The sequence below is a fragment of the uncultured Chitinophaga sp. genome (assembly GCF_937874145.1).
Lineage (GTDB): Bacteria > Bacteroidota > Bacteroidia > Chitinophagales > Chitinophagaceae > Chitinophaga.
In genome coordinates, this window is record NZ_CALNBI010000216.1 from 1 (window position 1) to 14325 (window position 14325).

The 14325-nt window shown below is 56.1% G+C and carries 10 protein-coding genes; 4 read left to right on the top strand and 6 right to left on the bottom strand.

Going from position 1 to position 14325, the window contains the following annotated elements; all coding sequences use genetic code 11:
* The 3 genes from Q0510_RS10475 to Q0510_RS10485 all read left to right on the top strand — a co-directional run.
* Positions 1–1830, top strand: a 1830-nt coding sequence (locus tag Q0510_RS10475; protein ID WP_298710886.1) for a TonB-dependent receptor, incomplete at its 5' end; no start/stop codon positions are given.
* 10 nt (positions 1831–1840) lie between these two features.
* Positions 1841–3361 (top strand): RagB/SusD family nutrient uptake outer membrane protein, encoded by a 1521-nt coding sequence (locus Q0510_RS10480; RefSeq protein ID WP_298710889.1) that lies wholly within the window; start codon positions 1841–1843, stop codon positions 3359–3361.
* A gap of 26 nt (positions 3362–3387) precedes the next feature.
* Positions 3388–4524 carry a TlpA disulfide reductase family protein gene (locus Q0510_RS10485; protein ID WP_298710892.1) on the top strand — a complete coding sequence of 379 codons (1137 nt, stop codon included), beginning with the start codon at positions 3388–3390 and terminating at the stop codon, positions 4522–4524.
* 80 nt (positions 4525–4604) lie between these two features.
* Here Q0510_RS10485 and Q0510_RS10490 read toward each other — a convergent pair whose 3' ends face one another.
* Together Q0510_RS10490 and Q0510_RS10495 are read right to left on the bottom strand one after the other, a co-directional pair.
* The gene (locus Q0510_RS10490) at positions 4605–5507 is read right to left on the bottom strand and encodes a class I SAM-dependent methyltransferase (RefSeq protein ID WP_298710896.1); all 903 of its coding nucleotides are present in this window, start codon (positions 5505–5507) and stop codon (positions 4605–4607) included.
* Between the two features lie 31 nt (positions 5508–5538).
* Positions 5539–7092: a methylmalonyl-CoA mutase gene (locus Q0510_RS10495; protein WP_298710899.1), complete on the bottom strand. Its 1554-nt coding sequence runs from the start codon at positions 7090–7092 to the stop codon at positions 5539–5541.
* A 54-nt stretch (positions 7093–7146) separates the two neighbouring features.
* Between Q0510_RS10495 and Q0510_RS10500 the strand changes: the two genes are divergently transcribed.
* Positions 7147–8049 (top strand): M23 family metallopeptidase, encoded by a 903-nt coding sequence (locus tag Q0510_RS10500; RefSeq protein ID WP_298710902.1) that lies wholly within the window; start codon positions 7147–7149, stop codon positions 8047–8049.
* Positions 8050–8115: 66 nt separating this feature from the next.
* Here the strand turns inward: Q0510_RS10500 and Q0510_RS10505 are convergent, their stop codons facing one another.
* From Q0510_RS10505 to Q0510_RS10520, 4 genes are all read right to left on the bottom strand, one after another.
* Positions 8116–8667, bottom strand: a complete 552-nt coding sequence (locus Q0510_RS10505) for a hypothetical protein (RefSeq protein WP_298710903.1) — start codon at positions 8665–8667, stop codon at positions 8116–8118.
* 63 nt (positions 8668–8730) lie between these two features.
* Positions 8731–10158, bottom strand: coding sequence for an L-serine ammonia-lyase (locus Q0510_RS10510; RefSeq protein ID WP_298710906.1), 1428 nt, complete (start codon positions 10156–10158; stop codon positions 8731–8733).
* Positions 10159–10275: 117 nt separating this feature from the next.
* Positions 10276–11673 (bottom strand): SusD/RagB family nutrient-binding outer membrane lipoprotein, encoded by a 1398-nt coding sequence (locus Q0510_RS10515; RefSeq protein WP_298710909.1) that lies wholly within the window; start codon positions 11671–11673, stop codon positions 10276–10278.
* Positions 11674–11772: 99 nt separating this feature from the next.
* Positions 11773–14325, bottom strand: a 2553-nt coding sequence (locus Q0510_RS10520) for a SusC/RagA family TonB-linked outer membrane protein (protein ID WP_298710912.1), incomplete at its 5' end; no start/stop codon positions are given.

The window sequence follows — 14325 nt, forward strand, 5'->3', positions numbered from 1 at the left end:
CTCAGCCGGGAGATCACCCGAACGCAGAACCTGCTCGTCCGTTTCGGCGGGAACATACAGGCCACGATTGCGGAGGGGCTGACGGCAGAAGTAGGGGGCAACTGGTCGAGGGGGTATACCGGCTCGCGTTCCGTGTACGACAAGAACTCGTTCCGGATGCGGCTGGGGTATAATGACGCCACTTCCGCCACCACGCCCGGGAAGCATTACATCCCGGACGGTGCCATGGTGAATGAAACGCGTGGTGCCTCGCAATATTACATGATGCGCGGGCAACTGGGCTTCAACCGGAATATCGGTCTGAAACATTATGTGGCCGCTATCGCCGGGATGGAAATCAGCCAGATGCAGACCGACAACAATCAGTATCCCACCCGTTTCGGCTACAACGACCAGGCCGGTACTTTCGCCATCATGAACTACGCGGATTACATCGCGGGCAATTACAACAGCGATATGCTGGGAACCAACCGGCCAGGAGTTTCGGCAGGAGCGTTTGCATTTGCCGATAACCGGTTCGTGAGCTATTACGCCAACGGTTCTTATGAATACGATAGCCGCTTTATCGTGAGCGGCAGCATCCGCCTGGATCAGACCAATTTCTTCGGAACCGATCCCAAATACCGCTACAAACCCTTGTGGAGCGCCGGTGCTACGTATAAACTGGCGAAGGAAAAGTTCTTCAATGTACCCTGGATCGACAAACTTAACATCCGCGGATCGTATGGCGTTAACGGGAATATTTCGCTCAATGCCGGTCCTTTCCTCATTATCAATCCTACTTCCTACTCCGCGTTACTGGGCGACATCAATTACAACATCACTTCGCCACCCAACAACAGCCTGCGCTGGGAAAGAACGAACGTGGTGAACGTGGGGACCGATGTGGCCGTATTCCGCAACCGCCTGAAAGCGACCGTGGATTACTACCGGAAAATGAGCTTCGACGTGCTCGCGTCTGACGCGATAGATCCCACGAAAGGCTTTACCAGCCAGGTAAAGAACGCGGGGCAGATTCTGAACCAGGGTTTTGAAATTTCGCTGGAATCGGATGTGTTGAAGAAGAAGGATTTCGTTTGGAATGCGCAGTTCATTTTCGCCTTTAATAAGAACACCGTGAAGGAATATAATGTGAATTTCCTCTACCCGACCAACCTTACCAGCGGCGCAATCCGCAAGGAAGGCGACCCGCTCGATGCGCTCTATGCCTACCGTTATGCCGGGCTCGACAACAACGGCGTGGCGCAGTTCTACGATAAATCCGGCAAGCTGACCGGCGGCGGTAATGCGAAAGTGGATGACCTGGTGTACGCCGGCACCCTTCGGCCGCCGTACGTGATGAGCATGACCAATACCCTCAGCTACCGCCAGTTCGACCTGTCGTTCATGCTGATCGCCCGCATGGGGAACGTGCTGCGGAAAGATGCTTTCACCGGATCCAACTACATCAACAAGCACGTAGCCGAACGCTGGCGGAAGCCCGGCGACGAAGCGCATACCATCTACCCGAAACTGACTTCCTGGAATATGGACATGTTCTATTTCCCGTACAGCGATGTGCTGGTGGAAAGCGCCAACTTCCTGAAGCTGCGCGACGTGACGCTGAGCTACACCCTGCCGAAGGCGCTCCTGAAACGCGCGCATATCAAAGACAGCAAGCTGTATTTCCAGTCGCGCAACCTGTTCATGATCACGGCCAACAGCGACCGCCGCGATCCGGAGATCTCGGATCTCAACAGGTCAGGCGGTACCGGCGCGTTTACCGAACAGGGTTTCACCACCCTGCCGCTGCGCCCTGAATTGTATGTGGGTATCATGTTCACCCTTTAAAACCGAAAGCATGCGTAAACTACGTTTCATCATAATTATTCTGACGGCGGGAATGGCGATGTCTTCCTGCAATAAATTCCTTGACGTAAAACCGAAAGGGAAGCTGATACCCTCGGAAGTCGTGGACTTCGATCACCTGCTGGACCATACCTGGACGGTGCAGTATATTTTTCTCGATAACAACGGCGGCAGCATGGTGGGTTACCTGAACGACAACATCGAGTTGTCGGAAGGGATGGGGAAGATTGCCTACAAGGCCAATAACCACCCGAACGTGGACCGGTTTTATGCATATACCTTCCGCAAGCCATACCGCAACCCGAATACTTCGGATTATTTCTGGGACTGGGGAACCTATCGTGCGGTGACGTATTACAACAACATCATCGATGGAATTACGGGGTTGAAGGCGATCGGGTCGGAAGACCAGCAGTTTGCGCGCTCGGTGCTCGCGCAGGCGCGTTCGGCCAGGGGATTCCAGTATTTCCTGCATAACATGTTGTACGGACCGGTGTATAAACCCGGAACGGCGAACAATACCCGCACGATCCCTTACCTGACGAATTCCGATATCAATGCGCCTATGGTGGATTTATCGACGCAGGAAGAGGTGTTCAAGCTGGCCGCCAACGATATGCACAGCGCGCTCCCTGATGCGCCGGCCACTACCAACTGGCCTTCGCGCGCCAATAAAACGGCGGTGCAGGCCATGCTGGCATATTATCACCTGTTTACCCGGCGGTACGACAGCGTGGCGCATTACGCCAACCTCGCCTGGACGGGCGCAACGGCTGCAGGCGGACCGGATAAAGTGCTGTACAATTACAACCAGTTCACCTGGACGAACCCCGCCAACCCGGTGAGCAGCACCATCAAGGCGCAGGATAATTTCCTGGAGGCGGTCAACAGCCGCGAGATCCTGTTGTACCGGTCGGAAGACCGCGGTGCGGGCCGGAGCTCGTCCAGCTACCCGTCTGAAGAATTCACCGCGCTGTTCGACGCTGCGGCGGATCTGCGGTATACTTACTTTTTTTTAACAGCGCCGGGTTATAAGACAACGTATAATGACGTAACTTACGATGACGGCCAGCGGGTACAGTATTACCGGGGTTCGAAGACACAGTTGACCTCGGGCTTCACTTATCCCGAAGTGTTGCTGATGCGGGCGGAAGCCTACGCGCGGACGGGCAAGCTGGCGGAAGCCATTGCCGACCTGAATTTACTGCGCAGGTACCGTTTCAAACCGGAGGCGCCGCAGCTGACGGTGGGCACGCAGGACGAGGTGATCGCCGAAGTGCTGAAAGAGCGCAGGAGAGAGTTGCCCGCCAGCGGGATCAAGCGGTTCCTGGACCTGAAGCGCTTCGTGCTCGATGCCGGCAAACCCTGGCAGAAAACGAAGGTCGTGCATAAGCTGGGAACGGAAACCTACGAAGCCGCCATTGATTCGGATGCATTTATCCTGAACATAGCCAACACCATCCTGCAATACAATCCGCATTGGAATGTACCGCTGGACAACAGGACATTTTAAAGTCAAACTAAAACCGCATATTCATCATGAAACAAACCCTCACCCTTGCAGGAATGCTGCTGCCGCTGTCGATGCTGGCGCAGGACATTCCGTTCCAGATCAAAGGGCAGATCCAGGCGCCCGAAGAAGCCTCCAGAGTGTACCTCTATTACCGTAAAGACGGCAAGAACCTGACCGACTCGTCTGAACTGACGGGCGGCGCTTTCCAGCTGAGCGGCTCCGTGGCCAACGCGCAGCGCGGCACCCTGGTGGTGCGCCCCATTCCCGTTCCCGGCAAAGCCATCGCCATGAAGCAGGACATGCTGAACCTCTATCTCGAGAAAGGCAATATCTCCGTGAAAAGCGCTGCAGGCTTGAGCGACGCCAAAGTGTCCGGCGGGCAGTACAACACGGATTTCAACAAATACCTGGCCGCCACGAAAGGCGCAAAAGAGAAGTACGAAGTAGTGAATAAGGAATGGTCTTCCGCCAACGAGGAAACCCGCAAATCGGAAGCCTTTCAGAAATCGCTTAACGAAAAGTACGACGCCATCCGCAAAGAAGAGAAAGCGGCCCAGCTGGCGTTTATTAAAGCAAACGGCAAGTCGCCCATTGCCATCGACGCGCTGCAGCAGTTTGCAGGCTCGCTGCCCGATAACGTAGGCGAGATCGAAGGCCTGTTCAAATCCCTCGCGCCGGCTGTGCAGAGCAGCACCAGCGGCGAGGCTTTCGCCAAGTCGATTGACGGCTGGAAGAAGACCGCCATCGGTGCGCAGGCGCCAGAATTCACCCAAAACGATCCCGAAGGCAAGCCGGTTAAACTGGCCGATTTCCGTGGTAAATTCACCCTGATCGATTTCTGGGCTTCCTGGTGTGGCCCCTGCCGTGCGGAAAACCCGCATGTGGTGAAGGCGTACGAGAAGTATAAGGACAAAAACTTCACCGTGCTGGGTGTTTCCCTCGATCAGCCCAACGCCAAAGACAAATGGCTCAAAGCCATCGCCGACGATAACCTGACCTGGACGCAGGTGAGCGACCTCAAGTTCTGGGACAATGAAGTGGCGCGCCTCTACGGCATCCGCGGCATCCCGCAGAACTTCCTGGTAGACCCGCAGGGCAAAATCATCGCGAAGAACCTGCGCGGCGAAGCGCTGGAAAAGAAACTGGCGGAAGTATTGAATTAATAGCAGGAACTGCTGCATAAATAAAGCCCGCTCTGGTCATCCGGAGCGGGCTTTTAGTTATTTGCAAACGGCATGGAAAGTTAGTCTTCCGCTGCTTTGATTTCGTAGACGATGGAGCTGCACTTGTTCACATGCCGCCAGGCTTTCCAGTAGGAGCGGAAGCCTTTCCATGCGCCGGCGATCATCTTGTCTTTCCCTGTTTTATATTTTTCGCTGAGCAGGCTTACATAAAACGCATCGAATACCATGGGGTATTTCTGCCGGATCTGGAATTTATGGCGTTGCATGAGCACGTCCATGGAAACGGGGGAGAAGTGGTACAGGTGGCGGGGCACGTCGTATGCGGCCCAGTATTCGCCGTACAGGCGCGCGTCGGTGCTGGTGTAGTTGGGAACGGCGATGAGCAATGCGCCCCCGGGCTTCAGCAGCTTCCGGATTTTTTCGAGATAGCCATGCAGGTCGTGGACGTGCTCGAGCACATGCCACATCGTGATGCAATCGAATTGTCCTTCTTCCAGCTCAAAAAGTTCATGGATAGGCCGCATTTCGAGCTGGTACAGCTTTTGTGCGGTTTCACGCGCGCCGGCATCGGGTTCAAGGCCGGTAACGTCCCAGCCCAGCTGCTTCATGTGGTGCAGGAAGGCGCCCGTGCCGCTGCCGATATCGAGCAGTTTGCCGGCTTTGACGCCGGCGGCCGTTTTTACCCAATTCTGCTTGGAACGCATGGTGATCTTGCGCACGTTGTGGTACATGCGGTTGATCAGGCCCTCGCGTGTGTCGGAATGGGAGATGTACTCGGCGGACTGGTAATACGCGCCGATGATATCAATAGTGGGAATATGCTGGGTGAAGCGTGCCGTGCAGGCGGCGCATTCCCAGATGTCGAATTGTACTTGCGATACGGTATAATCTTTGGCCGTCAGCTTGTAGCTGATGCGGTCAGATTGGCAAACAGGGCAATGCGTGTAGTCGATCCGGTTCATGTGTTAGAAAACTGGCTGCAAGATAACAAAATTAAATCCCCTTGTATTCTCCCCATACGTTGCGGAGCGTATCGGCGATTTCGCCGAGCGTGCAATAGTTTTCCACGGCTTCCACCACCAGGGGCATAAGGTTTTCGGTAGTCCTGGCTCGCTCTGCCAGCGCGGCAAGCAGGGCATTTGCCTTCCCGTTGTTGCGCCGGGCGCGGAGGGATGCCAGTTTTTCGGACTGCAATTTACGGATGCTGTCGTCGATACGGAATACCTCGGTATCTGAGGCTTCTTCCACGACGAATTTATTGACGCCAACGATGATTTTTTCGTTGTTCTCGATTTCCTGCTGGTATTGATAGGCGCTCCGGGCGATCTCGTCCTGGATGAACCCCTGTTCGATGGCGCTCACGGAGCCGCCCATGGCGTCGATCTTATGGATGAGCTCCCAGGCGCGTTCTTCGACTTCTTTGGTGAGCGCTTCCACGTAATAAGATCCTGCCAGCGGGTCTACCGTGTCGGCGATCCCGCTTTCGTAACCGATGATCTGCTGGGTGCGGAGCGCGATGCGAGCGGCGGATTCGGTGGGGAGGGAAATGGCTTCATCAAAGCCATTGGTGTGCAGCGACTGTGTTCCGCCGAGGGTGGCGGCGAGGGTTTGCACGGCTACACGGACGATATTGTTATGCGGTTGCTGTGCGGTAAGGGTGGAACCGCCCGTCTGCGTATGGAAGCGCAGCATTTGCGCTTTGGGATCGGTGGCGCCGAGGTTCTGGGTGATGTGCGCCCACATGTTGCGGGCCGCGCGGAACTTGGCGACTTCCTCGAACAAATGGTTATGCGCGTTGAAGAAGAAACTGAGACGTTTGGCGAACACATTGATATCCAGTCCTTTTTCCAGCGCGGCTTTCAGGTATGCCTTGCCGTTGGAAAGCGTGAAAGCCAGTTCCTGTACGGCATTGGCGCCCGCTTCGCGGATATGGTAGCCGCTGATGGAAATGGTATTCCATTTCGGCACTTCGCGGCTGCAATAGTCGAAAATGTCGGTGATCAGCCGCATGGATGGCTGCGGGGGATAGATGAAAGTGCCGCGGGCGGCGTATTCTTTGAGGATATCGTTCTGGATGGTGCCGGAAATTTTCTGCAGGTCGGCCCCCTGTTTTTTCGCCAGGGCGATGTAAAACGCGAGGAGGATAAACGCCGTGGCGTTGATGGTCATGGAAGTGGAGACTTTCTCCAGTTCGATACCGGCGAAAAGCGTTTCCATGTCTTCCAGCGAATCGATGGCTACGCCCACTTTCCCGACTTCGCCTTCTGCCATGGGATGGTCGGAATCATACCCGATCTGGGTGGGCAGGTCGAAGGCGACGCTGAGGCCCATAACGCCCTGGCTGAGCAGGAAGTGATATCTTTTATTGGATTCCTCCGCGGTGCTGAAACCTGCGTACTGCCGCATGGTCCAGAGTTTGTCGCGGTACATGGTGGCGTGGATGCCCCGGGTGAAGGGGAAGCGGCCCGGTAGTTCGTCCATCGGAACCGGGTTGGTATATAACGGCCGGATTTCGATCCCTGAATCGGTCTTGATTGGCTTTTCCATATTTACAATGTTAGGGTAAAAACGATAAATTGCGGGAAAATTTGTTGACTGGCCATGATTCCTTATTTGTTATTGGGCACTACCGCCGGACTGGCTTTTCTGAGCATTCACCTCATGCGCCGCAGCGCGCGCAGGCCCTTCCCTGACGCCGCTTACACGGTATTGCTGTCGCTTTCGCTGGCGGCGTTCGTGTATCTCTACGGCACCTGGGTGTACGGCAGCATTTATCTCAAATACGTTTTCGGGGGATTGTATGTATGCAGTTTCCTTTTCTGGCTGATCCGCCGCCATCCGGTGAAGCCTGCACGATCCCCGTTTTTCCGGCTGGCCATGTTCGTGGTGTTGGCGATGGGAGTGGTGTTATACTTTACCGGCACCACCGGCACGCCGCGCACCGTGGAACTTGATTTTCCCCTTAAAAAGGGCCGTTATTTCGTGATCCAGGGCGGGAAGGGATTACCATCGAATTTGTTCCATTTCAGCCTTCGCGGGGCCGTTTATGCGATGGATATCGTGAAGCTCAACGGCTGGGGGAACCGCGCGAACACGGTGTTCTCCAAAACACTGGAAGACTACGCCATCTTCGGCGACACCGTGTACAGCCCCTGCGCCGGCCGCGTCATCCGCGCCAACGGCGATGATCCCGACAACATCCCGCCCAACATGAAACGGGGCCCGCGGAACATGAACGCCGTCCTCATCGATGCCGGAGGGTATTACGTGTTCATGGGGCACTTCCGGCAGGGGAGCGTGATGGTGAAGGAAGGAGATGAAGTGAAGGTAGGACAGCCCCTCGCCAGCGTCGGCAACTCCGGCTTCAGTGCGGAGCCACATCTCCACATCCAGGTGCACCGGAAGGAGCAGGACCGGCCCTGGTATGCCTCCGAGCCACTCTACATCCTGTTCAACGGCCATGGCTACCTGCTCAACGAAATGATCCGCAAGAAAAATACCTGACATAAAGAAAGACGGCCCTGGTAATCCCGGGGCCGTCTTTCTTTATTGTCGAAAAATGATTAATTACTACTTCATCAGTTTCCGCGCTTCCGCATTGATGATCTCCGCCGCGATATCCGAAGGCGATTCCGGCTGCCGCATAAACAGCTCCAGGATCTGCTTGTTCAGCTCGATAGCGGCGGCGTCTGGCGGCAGTTTCAGCGCCATCTGGTTGATGATGGAGATCGTCTGCTCCTTCACCGTTTTCACGGCCTCCCAGGCCGTGGGCGTCACGTAAATCTGCTGCGATACATTGTGATCGTATTCCGATTTGATGCTCGAAACCATGCCGATCTGCATGTCCAGTACCGTAAACCCGGGCTGGTTCACGCGGCTGATCAGGTTCTGCGGCGCAATGCGCTCCACGAACAGGATAATCCGTTCGTACGCCTGCAACTGCAAAGGCAGCACGATGCCGGAGGGGTGCGCGCCCGAAGCCGAAACACTTTTCTCTTCACCTTCTTCGTCTTCTTTCGATTTCTTATCTCCTTTCTTCAATGTGTCTTTCAAGCTATAAATCAAAAGCACCACCGCGCCGGCGATGATCACAATAAATAACAATTCCTGGTTAGATGGCATAATCGGATGACATTTAGAATTACAAATATAACAGGAATTCTTAATCTATAAGACTTTCTTTTATCAACATTCCGGCAAACTAATCGGAATATTGACAGCCAGCCCCCCGTCGGAGGTCTCCTTGTACTTGGAATTCATGTCCAGCGCCGTGTCCCACATGGTTTTCACCACTGCGTCCAGCGATACCTTCGCCAGCTCCGGGTTGCTCTGCAGCGCCAGCTGGCTGGCCGTAATCGCCTTGATGGCTCCCATGGTATTGCGCTCGATGCACGGAACCTGCACCAGCCCGCCGATGGGGTCGCAGGTGAGACCGAGATGGTGCTCCATGGCGATTTCCGCCGCCATCAGCACCTGGCGCTGCGATCCGCCAAGGCATTCCGTCAGCGCCGCCGCCGCCATAGCCGAAGATACCCCGATCTCCGCCTGGCAACCGCCCATGGCCGCCGATATGGTAGCCCGCTTCTTGAAAATGCTCCCGATCTCGGACGCGCACAGCACGAACTGCAGGATCTTTTCGTCGTGCAGGCCGTCGCAGAACGCGATGTAGTATTGCAGTACAGCCGGGATGACACCCGCCGCGCCATTCGTAGGCGCCGTCACCACCCGGCCGAAAGAGGCGTTCTCTTCGTTCACCGCCAGGGCGAAACAGCTCACCCAGTCGAGCGTATAGGTAAAATGCTGTCCGCCGGCGCGGATGGCTTCAATCCAGGAATTATAATCGCTGTATTCACGGCCATTCAACAGTTTTTTATTGAGCGCCGCCGCCCTGCGGCCCACTTTCAGCCCGCCGGGCAATTCGCCGGTAGTATGGCAGCCGCGGTAAGTGCAGTCGCGCATTACTTCCCAGATCTTCAGCACGCCGGCTTTCGTTTCCGCTTCGCTGCGCCAGGCATGTTCGTTTTCCATCACCAGTTCGGAAATGGAATACCCCGTCTTGATGCACCATTGCAGCAATTGCCGCGCCGTGTCGATCGGGAAGGGCAGGTCTACGCTGCTCCCGCCGCCGCCGGTCTCGCCTTCTTTCACCACAAAACCGCCGCCAACGGAATAGTACGTGGCTGCCAGCTGTTCGCCGTTGTGAAGGGTGACGAGAAAAGTCAAAGCGTTGGGATGGAATGGAAGGGATTCTTCGTAGAGAAATGCGATGTCGGTAACGGGATCGAAGTCGATGAAACGCTCTCCGCGCAGGTGCAGCTTGCGGTCGCGGCGGATGCCGTCGATTTTGGAATCGATCCGGTTTACGTCGAAGGTAACGGGATCGTCGCCCGAAAGCCCCAGCAGCACCGCGATATCGGTGCCGTGGCCGTGGCCTGTTTTGGCGAGGGAGCCATACAGCAGTACAGAAAGCTTGCTGATGTCGTCCAGCCTGCCCTGGGTTTTCATTTCGTCGAGGAAACGCATGGCGGCGCGCCAGGGGCCCAGCGTATGGGAGCTGGACGGGCCTACGCCGATCTTGAAGATGTCAAATACGGAAATGCACTCGTGTGGCAAAATATCAGGTTTAGCCTTCAAAGTTAAGGGTTTGAAGGCACAAACAAAACAGAACGCGCCGCCCATGCGGGCAGCGCGTTGTCTCATATGGCGGTTCCGTTTTTTTTGTTGTAATCCTCAGTTTTTATCCCACCAGACCTTGCCGTAAGGATCGTCGCCCGCGTTGGCGAACTGGCGGCTGATGGCGGCGCGGTAATTATCTCCGTTGTTGAAAGATTCGTCTGCGGGGTACGTCTGCCGGTTCGGCACGGCTTTCCCGGCCGCGGTGGCCATCGCCGGGAACCCTGTCCTGCGCACTTCCGCCCATGCCTCGAAGCCGTGCATATAGAGGTGCACCCAGCGCTGGGTGGCGATGAGCTGCAAAGCGCTGCCCGGTGCATAAGCCACGCTGGGTTGCGCAATGAGGTCGGCATGCCCGTCGGCGCTGCCGGTCCATTGCAACAGCGATTGTTTGATGGCTTCGTCGTAATGCTCTTTCGCTTTGGCGTCGCCCCCGGTGATCCACCCGCGCTTGGCGCCTTCCGCCAGCGCAAAGAGCGCCTGGGCGTAGGTGACGAGGTAAATGGGCGCATCCTGCGTTCTTACGGCTTCGCCTACGAGGGAATATTTGGACAGCGTGGAGCCGTCGAGGCTGCCGTAGGGAAGGCCCACGTAGGTGCCGTCCTGCTCGCGGGGCGTGGCGTAAACGGCCAGCCGCGGATCGTCTGCGTTCTTCAGCAGGTTCACCATCAGTTCGGTGGGCGCCCACCATTCGCGGCCATTTCGGGTCCACTGGTTGTACCAGTAGCTTTCGTTATTGGCGTCGGGCAGGTTTTTAAAGATGAAGTTATCGGCGTTGGATGTCATGATACCCGCGTCGATGGCTTTGTTGAATTCTTCACGGGCCTTGGTGGCGTTCACTTCCGACATCCGGAGTGCCATAAGCAGGCGGATGGTGTTGCCGAGTTTTTTCCACTGGGCGGCGTTGCCGCCGTAGAGGATGTCGTTGGTGACGTTCCCGGCCACGAACCCGTCGGAAGCTTCTGTCAGCAAGGCGAACAGGCTGGTGTAAATGGATTCCTGGGTGTCGTACACGGGCGCGGTCACCCGTTCGCCGCCCTTGAGCGCCTGGGAATAGGGGACGTCGCCCCAGCGGTCGGTGATATGCCAGAAAAAGTAAGCCTTCAGCACTTTGGCGATCCCGAGCTGGTTGGGCATGGGACCGTCTACCGGCAATTGTTCCGGTTGTGTGAGTACCCTTTCCAGGTTCATGAGGGGATCGAAGTAAAGGGTATAAAAGCTGGCGGATGGCTCGGTATACAGGGAAAGGTTCGGGTAGAGCGTTTCCATGAAGTATTGCGCGTAGAATTCCCCCTGCGGCGATTCCTGCAGCACCGGCAGCATCAGCTGCGCATTGGCGATGAGCTGCATGTTGGAAGCCTTGGACGGAAGATTGGGGTTGACGTTGATGTCCCCGAATTTGTTGCAGCCGGCCAGCATCAAGGCGGATAAGAGCAGTATATTGATTTTTCGCATGACGGTCAGCAATTAGAAGTTCACAATAAGATTTACACCGTAAGACCGCACCGTGTTCGACTGGCCGCTTTCCCTCCAGCTGATGGAGGTGGAACCGGTCTACAATTCGGTGGGTTCGAGGCCTTTGGGGGCTTTCTGCCAGATCATGGCCGGGTTGCGGGCGATGAAAGCCAGGTTGATGCTGTTGATGGGCAGCCTGCCGAGGTCTTTCTTCGCGAAAGTATACCCCAGCCGCAGCTCCCGCAGCTTGATGTAGGATGCGTCTACCAGCCATTCCTCGTACACATGCGTGGCTACGTGCGTGCGCCAGTAAGTCCTGGCGTCAACATACGCTTCTACATATTCTTTCGTCGAATTGGAAATCCCTTTCACTTTCACGCCGCCGCCATCTGCTACCGGGTCGCGCACATTCTTGCCGCGGTCATTCATTTCAGCGGTGGCCGGGGCGATACCGGTTTTATGGGCGAGCATCCAGGTGCGGCTGAAGAACTGCCCGCCTTTCTGCCAGTCGATCATCGCGCCCACGTCAAACTTCCAGATTTTGAAAGTATTCTGCCAGCCGCCTGTCATATCCGGCAGCACGGAACCGAAGTTGTGCGTGGCGGAAGTGTACATCGGCATGTTGTTATTGTCGAGCAGGATCATGCCCGTCGCGGAATCGCGCTGGTAAGCCTTCCCGATCAGGCTGCCGAATTCTTCGCCCACATAGGAGTTGATGTAACTGTCTACCTGCGAATAACGGGTATTGTCGTACGGGTACACGTTGATATCCGGCGCCAGTTCCACAACCATGTTCCGGTTACGGTTCAGGTTGAAGATGGTGTTCCAGGTAAAGAAATTCGTGCGTACCGGTGTGGCGCTTACTGACAATTCGATGCCCCTGTTCCGGATAAGCCCTGCGTTGATAATTGTGCTGGCATAACCGCTGGTGCCGGAAAGGGTGAGGGGAAGGATCTGGTTCACGTTTTTCTGCATGTACCAGGTGAACTCCATGCCCAGCCTGTTGTTGAGAAATTTCAGGTCCACACCTGCTTCATAGGCATGCGCGAACGAGGGTTTGATGTTCGGGTTCAACAGCGCATCGCGGATATACATCGTGTTAATCGCCGTGCCGCCGAGCGTATAAATGGTGCCCATGGCCAGTTCGCCGCTCGTCTGGAAGGGAGAAAGGTCGCTGCCGGCCTGTGCGTAGCTGAGGCGCAGTTTACCATAATTGAGCGCTTTCCACTTCAGGTCGTCACTGAACACGTAGCTGGCGGATACCGACGGGTAATAGTAGGAATTGTTGCCCGGCGGAAGGGTGGATGAGTTATCGTTACGCAGCGACGCCTCTACAAAATAGCGGTTCCTGAAACCAAGGGAGAACATGCCATACAGGCTCCTGATCTTCTTCTCCTGCTCGTAATTGGCGATCGCCGGGCGGTCCACCGAAGCGGCGAGATTGAAGTAATTCGGGCTGCTGAGGCCGCCCACCGTAGCGCCGGTCATATAGGTATACTTGCGGTGATAGCTGTTCCCCCCGACGTTGGCGTTCAGCGAAAGGTCGCCCCAGGATTTGTTGTATTCCGCCAGGAACTCATAGTTCATTTCCGTGTTCTGGTACTTGCCGACGGCATACGACGGCACGCCGAGCCCCCCAAACCCATGGCGCGACTCAATCCCCTGCGTGAACATATCCCCCCGCGCAAATCCGCTCACCTTCAGCCCCGGCAGCACCTGGTAGCTGAGGCCCACGTCGCCGAAAAAGCGGTCGCGGTCGTCGTTGGTCGGGCTTTCATACGCCAGGAAGTAAGGGTTGTTCCAGTTGGTGAGCCGTGGCAAAGGGTTGGCAACCGTGGGCGTGGCGATGCTCCATCCAAGGATGCGGCCGTCTGCATATTTGTAATCTTTCAGCCGGCGCATATCCATGCTCCGCTGGAACCACTGCACCATAAACCGCGCGACGTCTTCTGAGCCCTGCTTCGGCCGTTGGGCGCTGTTGTTGGCGTAGTTCAGGTTGGTGCTCACGGTCAGTTTCGGCGTGATGTCGAGCGAGCCGCTGAAGCCGAGGTTGTTCCTTCTCAGCCAGGTATTGGGTTCCACGCCGCCGATGCTGGTGTTGTTGTAGCTGAGGCGGAAAGCCGTATTCTCATTGCCACCGGATACATTGACGCCATTATTGAACGTATACCCGGTTTCATAAAAGTCCTTGATGTTATCAGGATACGCCACGAAAGGCGTTTCCTGCCCGTAAGTCGGGTCGAGCGGGTAATAGCTGAACACCTGGCGGGCCGGTGTACCATCTGCTTTTGGCCCCCAGCTTTCATCGACGCTCAGTCCCGCCACTTTTTGCCCCTGCGCGTTGGTGCTCCAGGTCTGGGTGGAGCCGCCGCCGTAAATATTCTGCATGGGCATGAAGTTGCCGGCTCTTTCAAGCGAGAACGCGCTGTTCAGCGTCACGTTTACTTTTTTAGGCCCCTTGCGCCCTTTGCGGGTGGTGATCATGATCACGCCGTATTGCCCCCGCAAACCGTAAAGCGCCGATGCCGCGGGGCCTTTCAGTACGTCTACCGACTCAATATCTTCCGAGTTGATGTCTTGTGCAAGGTTACCATAGTCCGCCCCGTCGAAACCTGCGTAGTTGCTATTGGAAATGGGTGTGCCATCCACGAC

Coding starts and splice junctions, on each gene's coding strand:
- Q0510_RS10500 (WP_298710902.1), top strand. CDS start 7,147: ATGATTCCTTATTTGTTATTGGGCACTACCGCCGGACTGGCTTTTCTG.
- Q0510_RS10515 (WP_298710909.1), bottom strand. CDS start 11,673: ATGCGAAAAATCAATATACTGCTCTTATCCGCCTTGATGCTGGCCGGC.
- Q0510_RS10490 (WP_298710896.1), bottom strand. CDS start 5,507: ATGAACCGGATCGACTACACGCATTGCCCTGTTTGCCAATCTGACCGC.
- Q0510_RS10505 (WP_298710903.1), bottom strand. CDS start 8,667: ATGCCATCTAACCAGGAATTGTTATTTATTGTGATCATCGCCGGCGCG.
- Q0510_RS10495 (WP_298710899.1), bottom strand. CDS start 7,092: ATGGAAAAGCCAATCAAGACCGATTCAGGGATCGAAATCCGGCCGTTA.
- Q0510_RS10485 (WP_298710892.1), top strand. CDS start 3,388: ATGAAACAAACCCTCACCCTTGCAGGAATGCTGCTGCCGCTGTCGATG.
- Q0510_RS10480 (WP_298710889.1), top strand. CDS start 1,841: ATGCGTAAACTACGTTTCATCATAATTATTCTGACGGCGGGAATGGCG.